Origin of the sequence: Achromobacter sp. UBA2119 (genome assembly GCF_002331005.1) — a bacterium.
Taxonomy (GTDB): domain Bacteria; phylum Pseudomonadota; class Gammaproteobacteria; order Burkholderiales; family Burkholderiaceae_B; genus Achromobacter; species Achromobacter animicus.
Map to the genome: position 1 here is coordinate 1 of NZ_DCYD01000017.1, position 23,697 is coordinate 23,697.

The window sequence follows — 23,697 nt, forward strand, 5'->3', positions numbered from 1 at the left end:
ACAGCGACCATATCAGGGTGTCAGACACCGGGTTCGCAAGACGGGCCAGGCGCCGCCAAGCTCACGCCAGCGCGGCGCGCTGGGCCTTCACCAGGTTGGCAATCCCGTTTTCCGCCAGCACCAGCATCGTGTCCAGCTCAGCCCGCGTAAACGTCGCGCCCTCGCCCGTGCCCTGCACTTCCACGAAGGCGCCGCTGCCCGTCATGATGACGTTCACGTCGGCATCGCAGGCCGAATCTTCCGGGTAGTCCAGATCCAGCACCGCCTGACCGTTGACCAGGCCCACCGACACCGCAGCGACGGCGTCGCGGATCGGATTGGTGGCCAGATCGCCACGCTTCATCAGCAGACCCACCGCGTCGGCCGCCGCGACCCAGGCGCCCGTGATGCTGGCGCAGCGCGTGCCGCCGTCGGCCTGCAGCACGTCGCAATCAAGGTGCAGCGTGCGTTCGCCCAGCGCCTTCATGTCGAACACCGCCCGCAGACTGCGTCCGATCAGGCGCTGGATCTCCTGCGTGCGGCCGCTCTGCTTGCCGCGCGCGGCCTCGCGATCGCCGCGCGTGTGCGTGGCCCGCGGCAACATGCCGTATTCAGCCGTTACCCAGCCTTCGCCCTTGCCCTTCAGAAAAGGCGGTACCTTGTCCAGGACGCTTGCCGTGCAAAGCACATGGGTGTCGCCCGCCTTCACCAGCACGGAGCCTTCGGCGTATCGCGTAAAGCCACGCTCCAGGCTGAACGGACGCAATTGGTCGGCGGCGCGGCCCGACGGCCGGACATTCGTGGGGATGGTGGTCACAACTGGCTCCAGACTTGGCTTAGATTCGCGGCATTGTACGGGCAGGCGTCACAAGACAATCTCGCTTGGAGTATCCTGCCGCGATGTATCCGGTTGAAAACACAGACCCGCTGCCCAGGACCTGGGCGCCGCGGGCCCCGGCGCAACCGGCTCCTATTCCAAGAATCACCAGGACACGCACACCATGATCCGCAGCATGACCGCCTTCGGCAACGCCCGAGCAGACTTAGAACAAGGCACTCTCGCCATAGAACTGCGCAGCGTCAACAGCCGCTTTCTCGACCTGTATTTCCGTCTTCCCGACGAACTGCGCCACGTGGAAACGCCCCTGCGCGAGCTGCTGACCACCAACCTGGCCCGCGGCAAGGTCGAAATCCGCGTGTCCTTCACCCGTGCGGCCAACGCCGACCTGTCCAAGCTGGATCCCGCTTGGCTCGACAGCCTGGCCGAACAGCTGCAGGCCGCGCGCCGCATCATTCCGGACATCGCGTCCCCGCGTCTGGCCGAACTGTTCAACTGGCCCGGCCAGCGCGGCAACGACGCCCTGGACCCGCAGATCTGGGGCGCCGCGTGCCTGCAGGCCGCGCAGCAGGCCTTGACACAGCTTCAGGAAGGCCGCGAGCGCGAAGGCGAACGCCTGGCCGGCATGATGCGCGAATGCGCCGATGGCGTCGCGCGCGTCGTGGACATCGTGCAGGCGCATCTGCCGCAACTGCTGGCTGACCACCGCGAGCGCCAGGCCGCCAAGCTGCGCGAAAGCGTCGAATCCGCATTCCCCGGCGGATTCACGCACATTTCCGGCGCGGAACTGTCCGAACGCCTGTCGCAGGAAGCCAACCTCTTTGCCCTGCGCATCGACGTGGCCGAAGAACTGTCCCGCCTGCGCTCGCACCTGGAAGAACTGCGTCACCTGCTGTCCGACGGCGGCGGCAAGCCCGCGGCCGGCAAGAAGAACGCCGGCAGCGCGGGCAAGCGCCTGGATTTCCTGTTCCAGGAAATGAACCGCGAAGCCAACACGCTGGGTTCCAAGGCCGGCAGCATGGAAGTCACCCGCGCCGCCATGGACCTGAAGCTGCTGATCGAGCAGATGCGCGAGCAGGCGCAGAACATCGAGTAAGGGGCGCGGCGCCCGCGGGGGTTGCTACCCCCGCCTGGCGGCCGCCTGTTAGCGGCTCTCGCCCGTCGCGGGTTCGCCCCGCAGGGCCGAATCCAGGTATTCGCTACGGGCGCGCGCGTCCGGAAAACGCATGTCGCGGTAGCTGACAAAGCGCGATCCGCGCGTCAGGCGGTAGCCGGCCCAGATCAGCAGGAAGAGCGGAATGCCGATGTAGGTGGCGACCACGCCGCCCCACTGGATCTTGTCCTCCAGGAACGCCTGGTAGTTCTGACCCAAGGTGATGATCAGGCACAGCACGAACGCGAAGATCGGACCGAAGGGAAAGAACGGGGACACATACGGCAGATCCGCCAGGCTGTTGCCCTGCTTCACGTAACCCCGCCGGAACCGGTAATGGCTGATGGCAATGCCCAGCCACGCAATGAACCCGGTCATCCCCGACGTATTGAGCAGCCAGATATAGACGTCGTTGGGACTGAAGAGGAAGGTGAAAAAGCACAGCGCCGCGACGACGGTGGTGGCCAGCAGCGCCCACAGGGGCACGCCGCTACGTGAAATCCGGCCGAAGATCCGCGGCGCCTTGCCTTCGCGCGCCAGGCTGTAGAGCATGCGCGTGGCCGCATACATGCCCGAATTGCCGGCGGACAGCACCGACGTCAGCACCACGGCGTTCATCACGGAGGCCGCACCCAACAGTCCCGCGCGTTCGAAGATCAGCGCGAACGGGCTGACGCTGATGTCCTCGACATCGTTGCGCAGCAGGTGCGGGTCGGTATAGGGGATCAAGAGACCGATGACCAGGATCGCCGCCACGTAGAACAGCAGAATGCGCCAGAACACCTGGCGCACCGCGCGCGGCAGATTGCGGGCCGGATCCTTGGATTCTCCTGCGGCAATGCCGATCAGTTCGGTGCCCTGGAACGAAAATCCCACCACCATCGCCACGCCGATCAGCGCGGCAAAGCCGCCTGCGAAGGGCGCGTCGCCCACCGTCCAATTGGCCAGCCCGCCCGTCTCGCCACCGCGGATGATGCCCAGCAGCATCATCACACCCATGGTGACGAAGGCCAGCACCGCAATCACCTTGATCAGCGCAAACCAGAATTCGGCCTCGCCGAACCCTCGAGCGGACATCGCGTTCAGTCCGAAAGTGATGGCCAGGAACAGCGCGCTCCAATAGAAGCCGGGCACATCGGGAAACCAGTACGCCATGACGAGCTGCGCCGCGACCAGATCGACCGCCACCGTCACCGCCCAGTTGTACCAATAGTTCCACCCGAGGGCGAAGCCGAAGCCGTCTTCGACATAGCGCGCGCCATAGGTCGAGAACGAGCCGGACACCGGCATGGCGGCCGCCAGTTCGCCCAGGCTGGTCATCAGGAAATAGACCATGATGCCGATCAGCACATAGCCCAGCAGCGCGCCGCCAGGGCCGGCCTTGGCGATGGTCGCGCCCGACGCCACGAAGAGTCCGGTGCCGATGGACCCGCCGACCGCGATCATGGTCAGGTGGCGCGCCGACAGCGTACGCCGCAATTCGGACGGCCTGTCCGCCTGCGCGTTGCGCGTGCCGCCTGAGCGACGGTCATCGTGTTCCGATGGTGCCAAAATGCGTTCCTTCACGTCTGGATGGCGGTCGCGCAATTCGCTGCGAACGCCCTGGGATTACCGAGCAACGCGCGAGAATAGCGCAATCGGCCCCGACATGAAAAATGGCCGGGAGCTGGGGACGGATTCGCCCCGGAGCCCTCCCGGCAGCGGCCGTCTTATTGAAACGCCGTTTCCATGAACGTGCGCAGCTTGCGCGAATGCAGCCGCTCCGGCGGCATGTCGCGCAGCCGCTCCAGCGCCCGGATGCCGATTTCCAGATGCTGGTTGACCTGACGCCGGTAAAAAGCGCTGGCCATGCCGGGCAGTTTCAGTTCGCCGTGCAGCGGCTTGTCCGACACGCACAGCAAGGTGCCGTAAGGCACCCGGAAGCGGAATCCGTTGGCCGCGATCGTGGCCGATTCCATGTCCAGCGCAATCGCGCGCGACTGGGCAAAGCGTTCCACCAGATCGACGTGGTCGCGCAATTCCCAGTTGCGGTTGTCGATTGTCGCCACGGTGCCCGTACGCATGATGCGCTTCAGGTCCCAACCGGACAGCCCGGCCACTTCTTCGACCGCCTGCTCCAGCGCCACCTGCACTTCCGCCAACGCCGGCACGGGCACCCAGGTGGGCAGATCGTCATCCAGCACGTGGTCTTCACGGACATAGCCGTGCGCCAGGACGTAGTCGCCCAGGCGCTGGGAATCTCGCAGGCCGGCGCAATGGCCAAGCATCAGCCACGCGTGCGGACGCAGCACGGCGATGTGGTCGGTGATCGTCTTGGCGTTAGACGGCCCGACGCCGATGTTGACCAACGTGATGCCGGAGTGATCGCCGCGCACCAGGTGGTAAGCCGGCATCTGCGGCAAGCGCACGGCCTGGGCCTCGTCGCCCGGACCGCTTTCGCCGCGGCGCGTAATTCGGTTGCCGGGCTCGACCAGCATTTCGTAGTCTTCGTTGCCGCTGGACATCAGGGCGCGGGCCCGGGCGCAGAACTCGTCGACATAGAACTGGTAGTTGGTGAACAGCACGAAATTCTGGAAGTGCGTGGGCGCCGTCGAGGTGTAGTGCTGCAGCCGGTGCAGCGAATAATCCACGCGCTGCGCGGTAAACGGCGCCAGCGGCTTGGGTTCGCCTTCCTTGCCGCGCCACGATCCGTTCACGATGGCGTCGTCGGTGACCGCCAGATCCGGCACGTCGAACAGGTCGCGCAGCGGGCGCTTGAGCGCCTCGAGGTGCTCGCCTTCCACGTAGGCGCCCTCGGGAAACGCGAAATGCAGCGGAATCGGGGAATCCGACTCACCCACTTCGACCGCCACCCGATGGTTCTGCAACAACTGGCCGATCTGCTCGATCAGGTAGTCGCGAAACAGGACCGGCTGTGTGATGGTGGTCTGGTAGTAACCCGGTTCGGCCACGTGGCCATAGGAAAGCCGGGTGTCGATGGGATCGTAGGTTTCGACGACGATGCGGATGGCCGGGTAGTAGGCGCGGAATCGCGCGCTGCCATTGCCCGTGCCCTTCAAGACCTCGCGAAACGCGGTACGCAGAAACGCCGTATTGCGCGCATAGATTTCCGCCAGCCGGTCTACGGCGGACAACGCGTCCTGGAAGGGTTCAAACGGCAGGGCCTCAGGCCGGTTCATGGACGACAAAGGGTGTACTGCGTTCATCATTGAGCTTTACTCCGCCTTCTTATCTGTCTTTTTTGGCATCGGCTTTGCGCAACCGCAATACCGAGGGCCGATGCGGTCGATTATGCCCGAGGCGTTGGGCAATGAAATGTCATCAGAGCCGCCGTCGTGGCTATCGCACACAACGGCCCGCGCATACGCGATTTCTGATGAGCCTGTTACGTGGCGCGGTGGGCGCACAGTAACAACAGGCCGGTGATTATGCTGCATTGCACTACAAATGTAATGAAACATTATTACACTATAATCTTGAGGCGTTTCTTGCTTTCTGCCTGGAAACCGCTCCCCTTTCCGCCGGCTTGCCTCACAGGCAAAGCCATGCCGCCCACTCCGATTTCTGAAGTGACGTAATGACGCCGCCCACGCGAAAGTTTCGCTTTACCCAATTCCGCACGCCCGCATTTCTGTCAGCGCCCCTGCTGGCCCTGACGCTCTCCTGGATTCCTGGCGCCGCCCAAGCCTCGCTGGCCGCCGAACAAGCCCGCCCCACCCTCAGCGGCTTAAGCCTCGCGCAAGAGCCCACCGTCCTGACGCTGCGCGAGCGCGTCGTGCAGGCCGGCCTGGAGGCCATCGGCACGCCCTACAGCTGGGGCGGCGATGACGCCGACGGCTTCGATTGCAGCGGGCTCGTCCTGTATGTCTACCGCGAAATCGCGGGCCTGGAGCTGCCGCGCACCGCGCGCGCCCAGCGCAGCGAAGGCAAGACCGTGTCCGCCAAGAAGGAACTGCGCCCCGGTGACCTGGTGTTCTTCGCCACCCGTGGACGCGGCGTCACCTCGCACGTCGGCATCTATATTGGCCAGAACAAGTTCGTTCATGCCCCCCGCCGCGGCACCAAGGTGCGCGTCGACGACATGAAGACGGCCTACTGGTCCAAACGTTACCTGGGCGCCCGCGCCTATCTGGATACCCCGCCCAAGCAACTGCTTGCTCAGGCCTCGCGCTAAGCGCAAGGCCGGCGGACGGCGCCCACTGGGCGCTGGGGATAAACGCAAAAACGCCGGCACGCTCGTGCCGGCGGTTTCGTTCCTTAAATGACGCTCAGCCCCGGCCCACGAACGGCATGTTGGTGGCCATGAGCGTCATGAATTGCACGTTGGCGTCCAGCGGCAGACGGGCCATGGCGGCCACGGCCTGCGCCACGTGCGCAACGTCCATGCGCGGTTCGACCTTGGTGCTGCCATCGGCCTGCAGGATGCCGGCAGCCATGCGCTCGGTCATTTCCGTGGCGGCGTTGCCGATATCGATCTGGCCGCATGCAATGTTGTACGCCCGGCAATCCAGGGAGATCGACTTGGTCAGCCCGGTCACCGCGTGCTTGGTGGCGGTATAGGCAATGGAAAACGGCCGCGGCGCGTGCGAGGAAATCGAGCCGTTGTTGATGATGCGGCCGCCTCGCGGGTTCTGCGCTTTCATGATGCGGATCGCAGCCTGCGCGCACAGGAACATGCCCGTCAGGTTGGTGTCGACGACTTCGCGCCACACCGCAACCGGCAATTCCTCGATCGGCACGGCCGGCGCGCCGCGCCCGGCGTTGTTGAACAGCACGTCCAGGCGGCCGTATTCGCGCTGGGCGGTATCGAAGAGATCGCGGACTGCCTGCTCGTCGGATACGTCCGTGGGCACGACGAGTGCCCGCAGACCGTCTTCCCCGGCAGCCGTCCGGGTGGCTTCCAGGGGCTCACGCCGGCGGCCCGCCAGCACAACCCGGTAACCCTGCGCCAGGAATTCCAGCGCGACTGCGCGGCCAATGCCGGTGCCGGCGCCCGTGACCAGGGCAACGCGGGGCGGATCGATCTCGTTCGTGTTCATCGGATTCTCCGTCTTATGAATGCGCGAAATCCTACCCGAATCGTCTTACACATGCTGCAAGCGAAGGTTCCAGGCGCGACACACTTTCTACATTCCCGCCAAAGGGATGACCAGCCCGTCGTGCCCCGCACACGGCGGGCCGGCCGCCTGGGTTCAACGTCGGCCCGGCACGGATTCACGCGTTGCCGGACCGCGCGGCCAACCGCGCGATTTGCTATTCTTCGAGTCTCAGCATCACAGCCGGTCACATTCATTCATGCACGCCACTCCCGGAAACGTCTTCATGGTCGTCGCGCCCAGCGGCGCCGGCAAGTCCAGCCTCGTGAAGGCCCTGCTTGCCCAGGACTCCTCCATCCTGCTTTCCATTTCCTGCACCACGCGCGCACCTCGCCCCGGCGAAGAAGACGGCCGCGAATACCGGTTCGTGTCGATCGACGATTTCAAGCGCATGCGCGAAGCGCAGAACCTGCTGGAATGGGCCGAAGTCCACGGCAATTTCTATGGCACGCCCCGCGACCGCATCGACGAGGCGACCAGCCAGGGACGCGACGTGCTGCTGGAAATCGACTGGCAAGGCGCGCGTCAGGTGAAGCAGCGTTTTCCGCGCGCGATCGGCATTTTCGTGCTGCCCCCGTCCATCGACGAGCTCGAAAGCCGCCTCAAGGCGCGCGGCCAGGACGAGCCTCAAGTCATCGCCCGCCGGCTGATGGCCGCAGGCGGCGAAATCGCCCATGCGCCTGAATGCGAATATGTTATTATTAATCAAGAATTTAGCGTAGCCCTGTCGGAGCTGACCCAAATCGTCAGCGCCGCACGGCTGCGTTTTTCGTCTCAGGCCGCCCGTCACGCCGAGTTGTTTGCGCAACTTGGCATCCCGGCTGAACACTGAGCCGAACGCATTCTCCCCATCATCCATCAGCACCAGGTGTCCTAATGGCTCGCATCACTGTCGAAGACTGTCTGAATCAAATCCCCAATCGTTTCAAGCTCACGCTGGCCGCGACCTACCGCGCCCGTGAATTGGCGCAAGGCCACGCCCCGCGCCTGGACAGCAAGGACAAGCCCACGGTCACGGCCCTGCGCGAAATCGCTGGCGGACTCACCGGCGTGGAAATGCTGCGTAAAGTTCCCACCTGATACGCTCCGGGGGGCTGCAAGCATGGCTTTTCCCGGGCTGAAGTACGCTTCATCTGGTCTGCTTGCCGCACTACGTGCCGGCTCCCGTCTCGGGCGCCGCACGGGCAAGAAAGACAAGAATTCCCCCACGCCACCGTCCGTCGCCGCGCAAGAAGCGGCGGACGCGACCGGATCCCCGGTCGCCTCGCTGGCGCCGCTGACCGAAATCATCGGCAGCTATCTCGACAAGAATGATGTAGAGCGCGTGCGCGAAGCCTATCGCTTTGCGGACCAGGCGCATCTGGGCCAGTTCCGCGCCAGCGGCTCGCCCTACATCTCTCATCCCATCGCCGTCACCGAAATCTGCGCGGGCTGGAAGCTTGACGTCAACGCGCTGTCTGCAGCCCTGCTGCACGACGTGATGGAAGACCAGGGCATCGCCAAGCACGAGCTGGCCGAGAAATTCGGTCCGGAAGTCGCCGAGCTGGTCGATGGCCTGTCCAAGCTGGACCGCCTGGACTTCGCCACCAAGGCCGAACAACAGGCAGAGAGCTTCCGCAAGATGCTGCTGGCGATGGCGCGCGACGTGCGCGTCATCCTCATCAAGCTGGCCGACCGGCTGCACAATATGCGCACGCTGGACGCGGTCAATCCTGAAAAGCGCCGCCGCATCGCCCGCGAAACCTTGGACATCTATGCGCCCATCGCGCATCGGCTCGGCCTGAACCTGCTGTTCCGCGAACTGCAGGACCTGTGCTTTGCCGCGATGCACCCGAACCGCTACCAGGTGCTGTACAAGGCCGTCCTGGCTGCGCGCGGCAACCGCCGCGAGGTCATCACCAAGATCGCCGACTCCGTACGGGCCGCCCTGCCCGCCGCCGGCATCGAGGCCGAAGTCAGCGGCCGCGAGAAGACGCTGTTCGGCATCTACCGCAAGATGGTCGACCAGAAAAAGTCCTTCTCGGACGTGCTGGACATCTACGGTTTCCGCATCGTGGTCCACACGCTCCCCGAGTGCTATCTGGCGCTGGGGACGCTGCATCAGCTGTTCCGCCCGGTGCCCGGCAAGTTCAAGGACTACATCGCCATCCCCAAGGTGAACGGCTATCAGTCCCTGCACACGACGCTGGTCGGCCCCTACGGCACGCCGGTCGAGTTCCAGTTCCGTACGCGCGACATGCACCACGTCGCCGAGGAAGGCGTCGCCTCGCACTGGCTGTACAAGGGCGCGGACCTGACGCTCAATGACCTGCAGAAGCGCACGCACCAATGGCTGCAATCGCTGCTGGACATCCAGAGCCAGACCGGCGATTCAGGCGAATTCCTCGAGCACGTCAAGGTCGACCTGTTCCCGGACGCCGTGTACGTCTTTACGCCGCGCGGCAAGATCATTTCGCTGCCCCGTGGCGCCACGCCCGTCGACTTCGCTTACGCAATTCACACCGACATCGGCAATCAGGCCGTCGCGGCCAAGGTCAATGGCGAGTTCGTGCCGCTGCGCACCGAACTGAGCAGCGGCGACACCGTGGAAATCGTCACATCGCCGGCCTCGCGCCCCAATGCGCAATGGCTGAACTATGTGCGCACCGGCCGGGCGCGTTCTGAAATCCGCCACTACCTGCGTACCGTCAAGTACGAAGAGTCGGTGGCTTTCGGCGAACGCTTGCTGGCCCAGGCAATGCAGGAATTGCACATGCCTTTGCCCGCCACCGACGACCCGGGCTGGCAAAAGCTGGCGCGCAGCACCGGCGCCAGTTCGCGCGAGGAAATCCTGGCCGACATCGGACTGGGCAAGCGGCTTGCCGCGGTGGTTGCCCGCCGCTTTGCGCCGGAGCACCAATTGGTCGCCACCACGGCCGCCGCGGTCGACGAACTGACCTCGGCGCGCAGCGCCCCCATCCTGATCCAGGGCAACGAAGGCCAGGCGGTGCAGCTGGCGCCTTGCTGCGGTCCGCTGCCCGGCGATCCCATCGTGGCCGGGATGCGCATGGGCCACGGCCTGGTGGTGCACACGGCGGATTGCCCCGTCGCGTTGCGTCAGCGCCTGCGCGAGCCCGAGCGGTGGATCAACGTGGGCTGGGATGCGCAGACCGCCAAGCATCTGGCGACGCGTCTGGACATCGTCACGCGCAATGAACGCGGCGTGTTGGGACGGCTGGCAGCGGAAGTCACCGCCGCCGACGCCAATATCATGCATGTCACGATGCACGACGACGCCGTGTCCACCGTGTCGCTGCACCTGACCATCCAGGTCGACAGCCGCAAGCATCTGGCCCAGGTCATCCGCGCCATCCGGCACGTGCCGCAGGTGCAGAAGATCGTCCGCGTGAAGGGCTGAGGCCCTCCTCACCGCGCACACCAAAAAAGGCGTCCAGCCACAAGCCGGACGCCTTTTTCATGTCAGGTCACGTGCTGCAGGAAGTCCTTCAAGCGCTGGCTGGGCGGATTGCTGAGCAGCTCCTCAGGCGGACCATCATGAGCGATCTTGCCGGCATCGATGAAGATCAGCCGGCTGCCGACCTTGCGCGCGAATTCCATCTCGTGCGTGACGACCACCATCGTCATCCCCTCCTCTGCCAGGTCGCGCATGACCTTCAGCACTTCGTGACGCAGTTCGGGGTCCAGCGCGGACGTGGGCTCGTCGAACAGCATCAGCTTGGGCATGATGGCCAGTGCGCGGGCAATTGCCACACGCTGCTGCTGCCCCCCGGACAGTTCTGAAGGATAGTGGTTCATGCGTTCGGCCAGACCCACCTTTGCCAGCAACCCCTTAGCGAGCTGACGGGCCTCGTCGCGGCTCTGGCCCCGGGTGTGGACGGGTCCGAACATGACGTTTTCCAGTGCCGTCATCTGCGGGAACAGATTGAACTGCTGGAACACCATGCCCGCCTCGCGCCGGATCTCGCGTACGGTGGCCGGGTCGCCTTTCACACTGAGACCATCGACCAGCAGGTCGCCGTCGTTGATCGTCTCCAGCACGTTGATGCAACGCAGGAAAGTGGACTTGCCCGAGCCTGAAGGCCCGACCACCACCACGACCTCGCCAGCATCGATGTTGAGCGAGATGCCGTTCAGCACCGTCGAGTCGCCAAAGCGTTTGGTGACGTTATGAAATTCAACCATGCTCATATGATGCGCATCCTCTTTTCGACCAGATGCAGGGTCAACGCCATCAGCCCCGTGAGGATCAGATAGATGATCGCCACGGCGGACCAGATTTCGACCGCCCGGAAATTGCTGGCCATGATTTCCTGCCCTTGACGGGTCAGTTCCGCCACGCCGATCACGATGAACAGCGACGAATCCTTAAGGCTGATGATGCACTGGTTGCCCAGCGGCGGAATCATGCGCCGGAACGCAACGGGACCAATGATGTGCAGCAGGATCTTGTGAAACGGCAGGCCCATCGCCTGCCCTGCTTCCTTCAGGCCCTTATGGACCGACAGCAGCGCCCCCCGCACGATCTCCGAGATGTACGCCCCCGAGTTGATGATGAGGGTGGCGATCGCCGCGAATTCGGCGTCGACCCGGATGTCTGCCAGCAGCGGCAGCGCAAAGTAGATGAACATGACCTGCACCACGATCGGCGTGCCGCGGATGACCGCGACATAGACCTGCGCGATGCCCGACAAGATCGCGTTCCCGTAGGCCCGCGTCACGCCCGACAGCGCCCCGAGCAGAAAGCCGCCCGCCAGGCCCCAGAACGTGATCTTGATGGTCATGAGCGTACCCGTCAGCAGATTGGGTAACGCTTCCTCGATGACAGCCCAGTCAAACTCCACGATCTCCCCCTATGGCGCGCAGCGGCGCGCCCGCATCATGGCGGACGCGCCTCGCGGTAGGGAGCGGTGGCGCTTGCCACCACCGAATCCGGCAACGCGCCGGACCCGGTCCTTCACCGCGGCTTACACGGCGCGTCCGTGAAAAGTGCCGCTTGCCGAGCCGGTCAGGGCTTCTTGCCGAACCACTTGGTGTAGATCGCGTCGTACTCGCCGCTGGCCTTCAGGTTGGCGAGCGCCTTGTTGACCTCGGGGACCAGTTCGCTGCCCTTCGGGAAGGCAATGCCGTAGAAGTCGCCGCTCTTGACCGAGCCGACCACCTTCACGCGGCCCTTGCCGGCCGTATTGGCGTAATACTGGACGTTCGGCGTGTCGTGGACGGCGGCATCGACCCGGCCGGTGGCCAGTTCAAGATACGCGTTGTCGATGTTGGGGAACAGCTTGAGCTTGGCGTCCGGCACCTGGGCCTTCAGGAAGTCCACTGTCGCCGTGCCCGTCTTGACGGCGACGGTCTTGCCGGCCAGGGACTTGGCGTCCTTGATGTCGGTGTTCTTTTCGCCCACCAGGATGGCCAGGCCGCTTTCGTAGTAGGGATCCGAGAAGTCGATGACCTTCTTGCGGTCGTCGCGGATCGTGATGCCCGCAAGCGCGGCGTCGATATTCTTGGTCTGCAGGCCGGGAATGATGCCGGCGAAGTCCATCGGTTGCAGCTTGTACTTGAGGTTGAGTTCCTTCGCGATGGCCGCCCACAGATCGACATCGAAGCCGACGTACGTGTTGCCCTGCTTGAATTCGAACGGCACGAAAGCGGTATCGGTGGCCACCACCAATTCCCTGCCCTGGGCCTGAGCGGCCGACGCGGCGCCGAACAGGGTCAGGGACAGGCCCACCATAGCGGCGGCGACTTTACGTTTGATCATGAAACTCTCCTCTTGGGGAGCACCAGGCACCCCGGGCTTGTTGTAAGGGCATGATTCCTGGGCTGCATCGGGTTCGCCGGCGCAACTTATCGACGATCTTAACGCATCGGATGGAGCCCGGCGGAACGGCAGACCCCGTACAATCCGCGAGACATCCGGAGGTTTTCGATGGCCTGCAAATACGTACGCATCGCTGGAAACCGCCGCCAGGTCGGCGTGGCGCTGGGCAAGCTGGCCCGTGCCATCATGGGCTCCTATCTGGAACAGAGCAGCACCTGGGACGCCCTGCGGCCGTGGCGTGGTCATCCTTTCGTCGACGAGCTGGCGCAGCAGACGCAGGCCGCCCTGCCCGAGATCTGGGAAGAATTCGAAGGGTTGGCCGAAGGCTTGCGCATGCCGCTCAAGGACGTGCTGCTATGGCATTGCCGCGGCGATCTGCTGCACAGCACCACGGATGGCTGCACGTCGGCCGCCCTGCGCACCGCCGACGGCACGCGTTGGATCGGGCACAACGAGGACGGCGACCCCTATCTGTATGGCCGCTGCCATCTGGTGGACGTGGCGCTGGACGACGCGCCGGGTTATCTCAGCTTCTATTACCCGGGCTCCCTGCCCGGCCACACCTTCGCCGCCAATCGCGTGGGCCTGGTGCAAACCATCAACAACCTGCGTACCCGGCAGCGCCATGCGGGCGTGCCCCGCATGTTCGCGGCTCGCGCGGTCCTGGACTGCACGACGCTGGACGAGGCGGTGGCGCTGCTGCACGACCTGCCCCATGCCGGCGGTTTTCATCACACGCTGGGCGCGGCGTCGGACCCGCGCCTGCTCAGCGCCGAGGTCACGCCGGGTTCGGTGTCAATCCAAGAGATCGGCCGGCGCTACGGGCACGCCAACCACATGGTGCACGCGGCCACCCGCGGCCAGGCGCAGATCGTCACCGATTCGTCGCGGGCGCGGCAGAACCGGATCGAAGGCCTGGTGGATGGATGGCTGCCGGAATCGGGCAGCGCCGACATGCTGGCCGCCCTGCTCGATACCGAGGGCAAGCTGCCGATCCTGCGGACCGCCAAGGACGATCCCGACGATGAGAACACCCTGGCGACGGCGATGTTCGAGATCACCGATGAGGCGGTCGTCCTGCGCGTCTACGACCGTAAGGCACGCGCCGATATCGCGCTGGACGTGATGTCCGATCCCGAGTGATCGGGACCGGACATCCTGGCGTGCATCAATGCGCGCCGTAACCTCCGCCTCCGGGCGTTTCCACCACGAAGACATCGCCCGGACGCAGTTGCGCGCTGTCCTGCGGACCGAGTTCCTCGATGGTGCCGTCCACGCGTTCAACCGTGTTGCGGCCCATGGCGCCCGGCTCGCCGCCCGCCAGACCAAACGGCGCGTAACGCCGGTTGTTCGACAGGATGGCCGCGGTCATGTCTTCCAGGAAGCGGATGCGGCGTATGCCGCCGTCGCCGCCGGGATACCGGCCCTTGCCGCCCGAGCCCTTGCGAATCTCGTAGGACTCCAGACGGACGGGGAAGCGGAACTCCAGCACTTCCGGATCGGTCAGGCGCGAGTTGGTCATGTGCGCCTGAACGACCGACGTACCCGCAAACCCTTCGTCCTGCGGACCCGCCGCATCGATGCGCACCGGACCCGCACCCGTGCCGCCCGAGATGGTCTCGTAGTACTGATGGCGCGCGTTGCCGAACGTGAAGTTGTTCATGGTGCCCTGGCTGGCGGCCAGCACGCCCAGCGCGCCGTACAGCGCGTTGACGATGCACATGGACGTTTCCACGTTGCCCGCGACCACCGAAGCCGGCGGGTTCGGACGCAGCATCGAGCCTTCCGGCACGATGATGGACAGCGGCACGAGGCAGCCGTCGTTCAGCGGGATGTCGTCGTTGACCATCGTGCGGAACACATACAGCACGGCGGCCACGGCGATCGCGCCCGGCGCGTTGAAGTTGTTGTCCAGCTGCGCCGAGGTGCCCGTAAAGTCGACCACCGCGCTGCGCGCTTCGGTGTCCACCCGTACGGCCACGCGAATCACCGCGCCGTTGTCCAGCGGGTATTCGTAGCTGCCGTCCTTCAGCACCGAGATCACGCGGCGTACGGCCTCTTCGGCGTTGTCCTGCACGTGGCCCATGTAGGCGCGCACGACATCCAGGCCGAAGTGATCGCACATGCGCAAGAGTTCCTGCACACCCTTTTCGTTGGCGGCGATCTGCGCGTGCATGTCGGCGATGTTCTGATCCGGGTTGCGCGCCGGCCAGCGGCCCGATCCAAGAATCCCGCGCGCGGCCGCTTCGCGGAACTCGCCGTCCTTGACGAGCTGGAAGTTCGTGAACAGCACGCCTTCGTCTTCGACCGTCTTGGAATCGGGCGGCATCGAGCCGGGCGTGGTGCCGCCGATGTCGGCGTGGTGGCCGCGCGATCCCACGTAGAACAGGATCTCGCGCCCCGCCTTGTCGAATACCGGCGTGATGACCGTGACATCGGGCAAGTGCGTGCCGCCGTGGTACGGATCGTTCACGACGTACGCGTCGCCGGGCATCATCTTGCCGGCATTGGCGTTCATGACCGTGCGCACGGACTCGCCCATGGAACCCAGGTGCACCGGCATGTGCGGCGCATTGGCGATCAGGCGGGCCTGCGCGTCGAAGATGGCGCAAGAGAAGTCCAGGCGTTCCTTGATGTTGACCGAGTACGCCGTGTTCTGCAGGCGGTAGCCCATCTGCTCGGCGATCGACATGAAGAGGTTGTTGAAGACCTCGAGCATGACGGGATCCGCTTGCGTGCCGACCTTGCGCTGCTCGCGGCGCGCTTCCACGCGGCGGATCACGAAGTGATCCTGCGCCGTCAGTTCGGCCTGCCAGCCCGGCTCGACGACCGTGGTCTGGTTGGGCTCGGAAATGATCGCGGGGCCTGCAACCACATCGCCGCCGGCCATGTCTTCACGCACGTAAAGCGGCGTGTCGCGCCAGGCGCCGGCGCTGTACATGCTGACCACGCGGCGGGCTGTCAGCGCGCCTTCGCGGGTGCGCGACGTGGACGCTTCGCCAACGCGCTCACCGCCGCCCGTCGCCTCGACCGAGATGGTCTCGACCACGAGTTCGCGGTTGGGCATCAGGAATGAATAGCGCTGGCGGTAGGCGGCTTCGAAGTCGCGGCGCGCCTGATCCAGGTCCGAGTACGCCACTTCCAGCGCGGTGTCGGTACCGCGGTACTTCAGGTGCAGGCGGCGCTGCACCGTGATGTCGGCTTCGGCGACGTGCTGGCGGCGCAGTTCGCCGACCGCCTGGCCCGCCAGAACATCCAGTTCGTCCTTCAACTCGCCCATCAGGCTCGCGTCCAGCACCTTCTCGACCGTCTTCTGGCGCATGTCGGTTTGATCCGCCAGCCCCATGCCATAGGCCGACAGCACGCCGCCCAGCGGGTGCGCGAACACTGTCGTCATACCCAGCGCGTCGGCCACCAGGCAGGCGTGCTGTCCGCCCGCGCCGCCGAACACCGTCAGCGCGTATTCGGTGACATCATGGCCGCGCTGCACCGAGATGCGCTTGATGGCCTCGGCCATGTTGCCCACGGCGATCTCGAGAAAGCCCTCGGCAAGCTGCTCGGGCGACATCTCGCGGCCCGTGGCGGCGCGCACTTCGTCGGCCATCGCGGAAAAGCGTTCGACCACGGCGTCCCGGTCCAGGGCCTCGTTGGCCTCGGGTCCGAACACCTTGGGGAAGAAATCGGGCTGGATCTTGCCCAGAAGGACGTTGCAGTCCGTCACGGCCAGCGGACCGCCGCGGCGATAGCACGCCGGCCCCGGATTGGCGCCCGCGGAATCAGGGCCGACGCGCAGCCGCGCGCCGTCGAAATGCAGGATCGAGCCGCCACCGGCTGCGACCGTATGGATGCTCATCATCGGCGCGCGCATGCGCACGCCGGCCACCTGGGTTTCGAATTCGCGTTCGAACTCGCCCGCGTAGTGCGACACGTCGGTGGACGTGCCGCCCATGTCAAAGCCGATCACCTTCGGGAAGCCGGCGATTTCACTGGTGCGCACCATGCCGACGATGCCGCCGGCCGGGCCCGAGAGAATCGCGTCCTTGCCGCGGAAGCGGTGCGCGTCGGTCAGGCCGCCGCTGGACTGCATGAACATGAGCCGGATACCCGGCAGTTCGCCGGCCACCTGATCGACGTAGCGCTTCAGGATGGGCGACAGGTACGCGTCCACCACGGTCGTGTCGCCGCGCGAGACGAACTTGATCAGCGGGCTGACCTCGTGCGACACAGACACCTGGGTAAAGCCGATCTCGTTGGCGATGCGCGCGGCCTGCTGTTCGTGGCCGGTGGCGTGCCAGGCGTGCATGAAGACGATGGCGACCGCGCGGATGCCGTCGTCGTACGCTGCCTGCATGTCTCGGCGCAGCGCGGCTTCGTCCAGCGGCTGGATGACCTCGCCGTCCGCCGCGACGCGCTCGTCCGCCTCGACCACGGATTCGTACAGCATCTCGGGCAGCAGGACATTGCGGTCGAAAAGCCGCGGGCGGTTCTGGTAGGCAATGCGCAGCGCATCGCGGAAACCGCGCGTCGTGACGAGCAAGGTGCGTTCGCCCTTGCGCTCGAGCAGCGCGTTGGTGGCCACCGTGGTGCCCATCTTCACGCACTCGACCTGGTCGGCGGGCACCGGCTGGCCGGGAGCGATGCCCAGCAGCTTGCGGATGCCGGCCACTGCGGCGTCGCGGTACTGCTCGGGGTTTTCCGACAGCATCTTTGCGGTGGTGGTCGTGCCATCGGGACGGCGCGTCACGATGTCGGTGAAGGTGCCCCCACGGTCAATCCAGAATTGCCACTTCATAGGTGTCCTTGAAAACAAGAGACCGCCGGAGCGCGTTCGGCCACGGTCGGGTTGCTGACAGATCGGGGCGTTGCCCCGCATGTTGGGTTCAGAGAGATGTCGCGGCGCGGGCCGCCTGGTCGTACAGGCCGGACAGGGCGCGCAGCGTGTGCGCCAGTTGCCGGCTGAATTCCAGACCGCCGCCGCCCGGGCCATCCAGGCCCGCGGTCAGGCATTGCTCGCGGATTTCGCCGTAGCGCTTGAGAATCGCCGCGCCCTCGGGCGTGACGCTGTAGAAGACTTCCTTGCTGTTGCGTTCGCCACGGACCACGCCCAGCCGGTCCAATTTCTTTAGCGCATAGCTGACGATGTGGGTGTCTTCGACGTTGAGCGTGAAGCAGATGTCGGCCAGCTTCTTGGGCCGCTCGCGGTGGTAGACGTGGTGAAACACCATCACGTCAGTGGGCGTCAGATCGGGCAGGCCTGCGGCCGCCATGCACCGCACCGTCCAGCGGTCGAATGCGTGGCTGGCGATCATGAGGCCGAACTCCACCTCGGAAAGATCGGGCGCGCTGCCGCCGGCAAGATGCGCCGACGAGGCAATCAAAGTGGGGGTCATAGGAGCGGACGGCGGGGTTTGACTGAGCGAAATACTAATAATTTATCTACATTTCATCAATAAAAAATACTCGAACGCCGCAAAAAATCCCTCGTTTCGAGGGAATACCCCTACCCCGCGGGCGGCGCCGCGGCCCCTTACGGTGCGGTCCAGCCCATGGGCAGATTGGCCCGGATCAGCCAGCCCGCGATGGAAATGCGGGCCGCGATGTCGGGCATCTCGTCGCCCGGGCCGAACCAACGGGCGTCGGCGATCTCGTCCTCCTGGATGCGGATGTCGCCTGACACGTAGTCCGCGGTGAACGCGACCATGAGCGAATGCGGGAACGGCCACGGCTGACTGCCGAAGTACTGCAGATTGCCGACCTTGAGGCCGACTTCTTCAAAGACTTCGCGATGGACCGTCTGCTCGATGCTTTCGCCCGGTTCCACAAAGCCGGCCAGCGCCGTGTAGCGCGCCGCTGGCCCATTGGCATGGCGCGCCAGCAGGATGCTGTCGCCCTTGCGGATAAGGACCATCATGGCCGGCGAGATGCGCGGATACGCGGACAGGCCGCAGGCCGGGCAGCGCAGGCAGAATTCGTGCGCCACACGTTCGGCGGGCGTGCCGCAGGCGCCGCAGAACCGGTGGGTGCGCGCCCATTCGGCGATCTGATAGGCGCGGCCGGCCAGCGCCATGCCTTCGTCGTCGAATACGCCGAAGAGCGAACGCAGCTTCTTGAAGGCGTAGCCTTCGGGCGCTTCGAGGCCGGGGTCGACGCAGACCGTGCGATACGGCGACCCGGTTTCCATCCAGACCGGCTGCAGAGCCGCAGCCGCCAAGCCAATGCGTTCACACAACGCCGCATCCGGCAACACGCTGGACGATGCTTCGACCAGCAACTCATCACGGCGAAAAACGAAATTCACGCGACCCTCTTCACCACATCTGCGATTCCGCAATCTTAGAAGAAAAAATGCGCGCCGGATGGCTTGCCATCAGCGCGCAACGCAAACTTCGCGGGGTCATTGAACCTTCAACCAATGAACAACAACTCCCCCTAGGAATTACCCGTAATACGGCGATTTCCCGCGCTTTGTTACCGCACAGCAACATAGAATGGCACGGCATTCAGGCGGCGCGACGCGGCGCCGCGCTTTCTTTTTTTCGCAATGCCTATCGGGTCAGACCCGTCTTCATCATTCGCAAAGAAGGACCACCATGTACAAGAAAATCTCGCTGTTGACCGGCAGCATCGTCCTGGCATTCAGCGCGGGCGCACAGGCCCAGACCAAGTGGGATCTGCCCAGCGCCTACCCGGCCAGCAATTTCCACGTCGAGAACCTGACGACCTTCATCAAGGACGTCGATTCGCTGTCGCAAGGCAAGCTCAAGATCACGCTGCACAACAATGCCTCGCTGTACAAGGCGCCTGAAATCAAGCGCGCGGTGCAAGGCAACCAGGCGCAGATCGGCGAAATCCTGCTGACCAACTTTGCCAACGAAGACCCGATCTACGAACTGGACGGCCTGCCCTTCCTGGCCACCGGCTACGACGCCTCGTTCAAGCTGTATCAGGCCCAGAAGCCGTTCCTGGAAAAGAAGCTGGCCTCGCAAGGCATGACGCTGCTGTATGCGGTGGCATGGCCGCCCCAGGGCATCTTCGCCAACAAGGACATCAAGCAGATCAACGACATGAAGGGCCTGAAGTGGCGCGCTTACAGCCCCGTCACCGCCAAGATCGCTGAACTGGTCGGCGCGCAGCCCGTGACCGTGCAGCAGGCCGAACTGGCCCAGGCGCTCGCCACCGGCGTGATCGATTCGTACATGTCGTCGGCGTCCACCGGCTACGACACCAAGACGTACGAGTACATCAAGAAGTTCTACGACACCCAGGCCTGGCTGCCCAAGAACGCGATCATCGTGAACAAGAAGGCCTTCGATGCGCTGGATCCGGCCACGCAGGAAGCCCTGAAGAAGGCTGCCGCCCAGGCCGAGGAACGCGGCTGGAAGCTGTCGCAGGAAAAGAACAAGTGGTACCAGGCCGAGCTTGCCAAGAACGGCATGGAAACCATCCAGCCGACGGTTGAGCTCAAGGAAGGCCTTAGCGTGATCGGCAAGCGCATGCTTGAAGACTGGCTCAAGAAGGCCGGGGCGGACGGCCAGGCCATGATCGACGCCTACAAGAAGCAGTGATTTCGCCATGCGCCGTTTTCTAGATAGCCTGTACGGCGCGGCCGGCCTGCTGGCCGGCCTGTGCACGATAGGTGTGCTCGTCTCGGTGCTGGCGGCGATCATCGCCCGCCAGCTCAGCTTCAACATTCCCGGCACCGACGCCTACGCCGGGTACTTCATGGCCTCCGCGGGTTTCCTCGCGCTGGCCAGCACCTTCAAGCATGGCGAACACATCCGTGTGACGCTGCTGCTCAATTCGCTGAATCCCGCCGGCAGCCGCCGGCTGGACATTTTCGCGTTGGCCGTCGGCTGCCTGCTGGCCGCCGCCTTCGCCTTCTTCAGCATCAAACTGACCTACGACTCCTGGCTGTTCAACGACGTGTCCACGTCGAACGACGCCACGCCGCTCTGGATCCCGCAGACGACCATGGCCGTTGGCACCGTCCTGTTCTTCGTCGCCCTCGTCGATGAGCTGGTCCGCCGTTCGCGCGGCGTCGCCGCCGCCACCTCGCAGCAAACCCATGAATGAACTTCTCGTCATTACCTTATTGGTCGTTTCGATCTTCGTCCTGCTCGGCTGCGGGGTCTGGGTCGGCCTGACGCTGGCGGGCACCGCGTGGATCGGCATGGAAATATTCTCCAGCCGTCCCGCGGGCGACGCCATGGCCGTCACGATCTGGGGCGCCTCGTCCAGCTGGACGCTGACCGCCCTGCCGCTCTTTCTGTGGATGGGCGAGATCCTGTTCCGAACGCGGCTGTCCGAAGACCTGTTCAAGGGGCTGGCGCCCTGGCTGAACCGGCTGCCGGGTCGCCTCTTGCACACGAACGTGATCGGCTGCGCAATCTTTGCGGCCGTGTCAGGCTCGTCGGCGGCCACCTGCGCCACGGTCGGCAAGATGACCATCCCCGAGCTGACGCGCCGCGGCTACCCCGAGGAGAAGATTTTCGGCACGCTGTCCGGCGCGGGCACGCTGGGCCTGCTCATTCCGCCCTCGATCATCATGATCGTGTACGGGGTGGCCGCGGATGTGTCGATCGCCAAGCTGTTCATCGCAGGCATCCTTCCGGGCATTCTGCTCGCGTTGCTCTTCAGCGGCTACATCGCCTGGTGGGCCATCCGCAATCCCGGCCAGGTGCCGGCGGCGGATCCCGGCTTGACCTTCATGCAGAAGCTGTCACGCTCGCGCCACCTGATTCCAGTGCTGCTCCTGATCGGCGCGGTGTTGGGATCGATTTACACCGGCATCGCCACCGCCACGGAAGCGGCGGCGGTGGGTGTGGTGGGCGCGCTGATCCTGTCGGCGCTGCAGGGGTCGCTGAACGGGTCCACCTTCATGCAGTCGCTGCTGGGCGCCACCCGGCTGTACTGCATGATTGCCCTGATCCTGGCGGGCGCGCAGTTCCTCACGCTGGCGATGGGTTATATCGGCCTGCCGCGCGCGCTGGCGGAATGGATCGGCGGATTGGGCCTGTCGCAGTTCGGCCTGATCATGGCGCTGATGGTGTTCTTCATCATCCTGGGCTGCTTCCTGGATGGCATCTCGATCGTGGTGCTGACCATGGGCGTGCTGCTGCCGACCGTTCAGGCCGCCAACATCGATCTGATCTGGTTCGGCATTTTCATCGTGTTCGTGGTTGAAATGGCGCAGATCACGCCGCCGGTGGGATTCAACCTGTTCGTGCTGTCCGGCATGAGCGGGCGAGAGCTACCGTACATCGCACGCGCGTCGCTGCCGATGTTCATTCTGATGATCGCGGCCGTGCTGTTGCTCTACCTGGTGCCGGGCATTGCCACCTGGCTACCGCTGCACATGACGCTGTAACGTCGCGCTGACGCCACACAAACCCCGTTCCCGCGAACGGGGTTTTTCTTTTCCGTTCGTCCGTCAACGGGGCGGCGCGGGTTTATCGGCCTGTAAACCCGGGAAAACGCCGAATATTTTCGATATTCGCCATCCCCCAACTTACTTAGAATCCCCAGTCGCTCGTGCCCGGCAACGGCACGGCGCCTTTCTGCAAGCTGGCCTCTGCTCCGGACCCGCGCCAACCCTGGCGTCGGTGCAGCAGCCAGGCGCCCGGCCAACCGCCGGGTGCAGCAAGCCAAGCCACAAGCGCGGCGCAACCACAAATCAGCTACACCTGGAGGAGTCCAACATGAAGCGCATCACCTTATCGCTGGCTGCGGCCGGCCTTGGCCTGGCCGCCGGCGCGGCAAGCGCCGAAACCAGCGTCACCCTGTACGGCATCGCTGACGTCAGCATCCGCTACCTGAGCACCAGCTCGGGCGCCGTGGGCGAAGACGGCAGCCGCATCTCCATGGAAAACGGCGCCATCTCCAACAGCCGCTGGGGCCTGCGCGGCTCCGAAGACCTGGGCAACGGCAACCGCGCGTTCTTCCGTCTGGAAAACGGCATCAATCTGCAGAACGGCCGGGGATCGGATACGTCCAAGGCCTTCAGCCGCCTGGCTTATGTCGGCCTGGACGGCGGCAGCATCGGTACGCTGACCCTGGGTCTGCAGAACACCCCCATGTTCGATCTGCTGGCCGACTACTTCGACCCGCTGACCGTCGGCAACTACGAACAGAACGCCTGGCTGCCCGCCGCCATGTCGCGCGTGCGCACCAACAACATGACCAAATACGCCAACACGTTCGGCAACCTGGCCGTGGTGGCATCGTGGGCAAACGGCGACGACTGGGAAGACCGCAAGGCCGGCCAGCAGTATGGCGCCAGCCTGCGCTACACGATCGGCCAGCTTGGCCTGGGCGCCGCGTGGCAGCAAACCTACGCCGCAACCGATTCCGACGAGCGCCAGCGCGCCTGGAACCTGAACGCGTCGTATCAGTTCGAGTCGGCCAAGGTCTTCGCGGGTTACTTCAACGGCCGCGACGAAACGGGCTGGGTAAATGGCGTCATGGGCGGCACCACCACCGCCAGCCTGGACCGCAAGGACAACGGCTACTTCGCCGGCGTGACCTGGCAGGCGACCCCGCGCTGGGCCATCACGGGCGCCGCCTACTACGACCGCAGCGAGAACGTGGTCGTCGAAGGCGACAAGGGCAAGCGCTACGCGCTGGTCGCCGTGGCCGAATACTCGCTGTCCAAGCGCTCGCAACTGTATGGCACCGTCGATTGGAACAAGGTCAGCGATGCCGCCAGCGGCGAAATCGCGGGCAAGAGCAATCAGGTCGGCGCGGCCGTGGGCTACCGCCACATTTTCTGATCTTTCAGGCACCGGCTCCCTCACGGGCCGGCGTCACGGCGGGG

At 64.8% G+C, this 23,697-nt stretch carries 20 protein-coding genes; 10 read left to right on the plus strand and 10 right to left on the minus strand.

What is annotated here, in order from left to right:
* Positions 1–61: 61 nt before the first annotated feature.
* Complete coding sequence (rph, locus tag B3098_RS19070) at positions 62–796, minus strand: ribonuclease PH (protein WP_175136609.1); 735 nt, start codon at positions 794–796, stop codon at positions 62–64.
* A gap of 184 nt (positions 797–980) precedes the next feature.
* Between rph and B3098_RS19075 the strand changes: the two genes are divergently transcribed.
* Positions 981–1,913 (plus strand): YicC/YloC family endoribonuclease, encoded by a 933-nt coding sequence (locus tag B3098_RS19075; protein ID WP_175121671.1) that lies wholly within the window; start codon positions 981–983, stop codon positions 1,911–1,913.
* A gap of 48 nt (positions 1,914–1,961) precedes the next feature.
* On the opposite strand, the gene B3098_RS19080 is transcribed toward B3098_RS19075, so the two are convergent.
* Positions 1,962–3,521 (minus strand): amino acid permease, encoded by a 1,560-nt coding sequence (locus B3098_RS19080; protein ID WP_175121672.1) that lies wholly within the window; start codon positions 3,519–3,521, stop codon positions 1,962–1,964.
* 158 nt (positions 3,522–3,679) lie between these two features.
* Positions 3,680–5,179, minus strand: a complete 1,500-nt coding sequence (locus tag B3098_RS19085) for an AMP nucleosidase (RefSeq protein ID WP_370633028.1) — start codon at positions 5,177–5,179, stop codon at positions 3,680–3,682.
* A gap of 368 nt (positions 5,180–5,547) precedes the next feature.
* Between B3098_RS19085 and B3098_RS19090 the strand changes: the two genes are divergently transcribed.
* Positions 5,548–6,144 (plus strand): C40 family peptidase, encoded by a 597-nt coding sequence (locus B3098_RS19090; RefSeq protein ID WP_175121673.1) that lies wholly within the window; start codon positions 5,548–5,550, stop codon positions 6,142–6,144.
* Positions 6,145–6,238: 94 nt separating this feature from the next.
* Here the strand turns inward: B3098_RS19090 and B3098_RS19095 are convergent, their stop codons facing one another.
* The gene (locus tag B3098_RS19095; RefSeq protein WP_175121674.1) at positions 6,239–7,009 is read right to left on the minus strand and encodes an SDR family oxidoreductase; all 771 of its coding nucleotides are present in this window, start codon (positions 7,007–7,009) and stop codon (positions 6,239–6,241) included.
* A 256-nt stretch (positions 7,010–7,265) separates the two neighbouring features.
* Between B3098_RS19095 and gmk the strand changes: the two genes are divergently transcribed.
* The 3 genes from gmk to B3098_RS19110 are packed head-to-tail and all read left to right on the plus strand — an operon-like array spanning position 7,266 to position 10,463.
* Positions 7,266–7,898: a guanylate kinase gene (gene gmk / locus B3098_RS19100; protein ID WP_175121675.1), complete on the plus strand. Its 633-nt coding sequence runs from the start codon at positions 7,266–7,268 to the stop codon at positions 7,896–7,898.
* Between the two features lie 44 nt (positions 7,899–7,942).
* Complete coding sequence (gene rpoZ / locus B3098_RS19105; RefSeq protein ID WP_006219679.1) at positions 7,943–8,146, plus strand: DNA-directed RNA polymerase subunit omega; 204 nt, start codon at positions 7,943–7,945, stop codon at positions 8,144–8,146.
* A 22-nt stretch (positions 8,147–8,168) separates the two neighbouring features.
* Positions 8,169–10,463, plus strand: coding sequence for a RelA/SpoT family protein (locus tag B3098_RS19110; protein ID WP_175121676.1), 2,295 nt, complete (start codon positions 8,169–8,171; stop codon positions 10,461–10,463).
* A gap of 62 nt (positions 10,464–10,525) precedes the next feature.
* Here the strand turns inward: B3098_RS19110 and glnQ are convergent, their stop codons facing one another.
* From glnQ to glnH, 3 genes are all read right to left on the minus strand, one after another.
* Positions 10,526–11,254, minus strand: a complete 729-nt coding sequence (glnQ, locus tag B3098_RS19115) for a glutamine ABC transporter ATP-binding protein GlnQ (protein ID WP_286898475.1) — start codon at positions 11,252–11,254, stop codon at positions 10,526–10,528.
* Complete coding sequence (gene glnP, locus B3098_RS19120) at positions 11,251–11,907, minus strand: glutamine ABC transporter permease GlnP (RefSeq protein WP_175121678.1); 657 nt, start codon at positions 11,905–11,907, stop codon at positions 11,251–11,253. Before glnP ends, glnQ begins: the two co-directional genes overlap by 4 nt.
* Before the next feature lie 164 nt (positions 11,908–12,071).
* Complete coding sequence (gene glnH, locus B3098_RS19125) at positions 12,072–12,824, minus strand: glutamine ABC transporter substrate-binding protein GlnH (protein ID WP_175121679.1); 753 nt, start codon at positions 12,822–12,824, stop codon at positions 12,072–12,074.
* A 168-nt stretch (positions 12,825–12,992) separates the two neighbouring features.
* Between glnH and B3098_RS19130 the strand changes: the two genes are divergently transcribed.
* Positions 12,993–14,027, plus strand: coding sequence for a C45 family autoproteolytic acyltransferase/hydolase (locus B3098_RS19130; RefSeq protein WP_286898478.1), 1,035 nt, complete (start codon positions 12,993–12,995; stop codon positions 14,025–14,027).
* A gap of 25 nt (positions 14,028–14,052) precedes the next feature.
* Here B3098_RS19130 and B3098_RS19135 read toward each other — a convergent pair whose 3' ends face one another.
* The 3 genes from B3098_RS19135 to nudC form a co-directional block, all read right to left on the minus strand.
* The gene (locus B3098_RS19135; protein WP_286898480.1) at positions 14,053–17,676 is read right to left on the minus strand and encodes a hydantoinase B/oxoprolinase family protein; all 3,624 of its coding nucleotides are present in this window, start codon (positions 17,674–17,676) and stop codon (positions 14,053–14,055) included.
* 88 nt (positions 17,677–17,764) lie between these two features.
* Positions 17,765–18,274, minus strand: coding sequence for a winged helix DNA-binding protein (locus B3098_RS19140; protein ID WP_279973939.1), 510 nt, complete (start codon positions 18,272–18,274; stop codon positions 17,765–17,767).
* A gap of 137 nt (positions 18,275–18,411) precedes the next feature.
* Positions 18,412–19,182 carry an NAD(+) diphosphatase gene (nudC, locus tag B3098_RS19145; protein WP_175121683.1) on the minus strand — a complete coding sequence of 257 codons (771 nt, stop codon included), beginning with the start codon at positions 19,180–19,182 and terminating at the stop codon, positions 18,412–18,414.
* Positions 19,183–19,474: 292 nt separating this feature from the next.
* On the opposite strand from nudC, the gene B3098_RS19150 reads away from it, so the two are divergent.
* From B3098_RS19150 to B3098_RS19165, 4 genes are all read left to right on the plus strand, one after another.
* Entirely contained in the window at positions 19,475–20,449 is a 975-nt protein-coding gene (locus tag B3098_RS19150; protein WP_191578667.1) for a TRAP transporter substrate-binding protein, read from the plus strand.
* Between the two features lie 7 nt (positions 20,450–20,456).
* Positions 20,457–20,957: a TRAP transporter small permease gene (locus B3098_RS19155; protein ID WP_286898486.1), complete on the plus strand. Its 501-nt coding sequence runs from the start codon at positions 20,457–20,459 to the stop codon at positions 20,955–20,957.
* Positions 20,950–22,251, plus strand: coding sequence for a TRAP transporter large permease (locus B3098_RS19160; RefSeq protein WP_286898489.1), 1,302 nt, complete (start codon positions 20,950–20,952; stop codon positions 22,249–22,251). The genes B3098_RS19155 and B3098_RS19160 overlap by 8 nt, the downstream gene beginning before the upstream one ends.
* A 331-nt stretch (positions 22,252–22,582) precedes the next feature.
* The gene (locus B3098_RS19165) at positions 22,583–23,653 is read left to right on the plus strand and encodes a porin (RefSeq protein WP_191578665.1); all 1,071 of its coding nucleotides are present in this window, start codon (positions 22,583–22,585) and stop codon (positions 23,651–23,653) included.
* The last annotated feature ends 44 nt before the right edge of the window (positions 23,654–23,697 follow it).

Bases quoted from the DNA above. Each gene is read 5' to 3' on its own strand.
- B3098_RS19090 (WP_175121673.1), top strand. From the start codon at position 5,548: ATGACGCCGCCCACGCGAAAGTTTCGCTTTACCCAATTCCGCACGCCC.
- B3098_RS19095 (WP_175121674.1), bottom strand. From the start codon at position 7,009: ATGAACACGAACGAGATCGATCCGCCCCGCGTTGCCCTGGTCACGGGC.
- B3098_RS19130 (WP_286898478.1), top strand. From the start codon at position 12,993: ATGGCCTGCAAATACGTACGCATCGCTGGAAACCGCCGCCAGGTCGGC.
- B3098_RS19110 (WP_175121676.1), top strand. From the start codon at position 8,169: ATGGCTTTTCCCGGGCTGAAGTACGCTTCATCTGGTCTGCTTGCCGCA.
- B3098_RS19155 (WP_286898486.1), top strand. From the start codon at position 20,457: ATGCGCCGTTTTCTAGATAGCCTGTACGGCGCGGCCGGCCTGCTGGCC.
- B3098_RS19085 (WP_370633028.1), bottom strand. From the start codon at position 5,179: ATGATGAACGCAGTACACCCTTTGTCGTCCATGAACCGGCCTGAGGCC.
- B3098_RS19165 (WP_191578665.1), top strand. From the start codon at position 22,583: ATGAAGCGCATCACCTTATCGCTGGCTGCGGCCGGCCTTGGCCTGGCC.
- rpoZ (WP_006219679.1), top strand. From the start codon at position 7,943: ATGGCTCGCATCACTGTCGAAGACTGTCTGAATCAAATCCCCAATCGT.
- B3098_RS19135 (WP_286898480.1), bottom strand. From the start codon at position 17,676: ATGAAGTGGCAATTCTGGATTGACCGTGGGGGCACCTTCACCGACATC.
- glnH (WP_175121679.1), bottom strand. From the start codon at position 12,824: ATGATCAAACGTAAAGTCGCCGCCGCTATGGTGGGCCTGTCCCTGACC.
- gmk (WP_175121675.1), top strand. From the start codon at position 7,266: ATGCACGCCACTCCCGGAAACGTCTTCATGGTCGTCGCGCCCAGCGGC.
- B3098_RS19075 (WP_175121671.1), top strand. From the start codon at position 981: ATGATCCGCAGCATGACCGCCTTCGGCAACGCCCGAGCAGACTTAGAA.
- glnQ (WP_286898475.1), bottom strand. From the start codon at position 11,254: ATGAGCATGGTTGAATTTCATAACGTCACCAAACGCTTTGGCGACTCG.
- B3098_RS19140 (WP_279973939.1), bottom strand. From the start codon at position 18,274: ATGACCCCCACTTTGATTGCCTCGTCGGCGCATCTTGCCGGCGGCAGC.
- B3098_RS19150 (WP_191578667.1), top strand. From the start codon at position 19,475: ATGTACAAGAAAATCTCGCTGTTGACCGGCAGCATCGTCCTGGCATTC.
- B3098_RS19160 (WP_286898489.1), top strand. From the start codon at position 20,950: ATGAATGAACTTCTCGTCATTACCTTATTGGTCGTTTCGATCTTCGTC.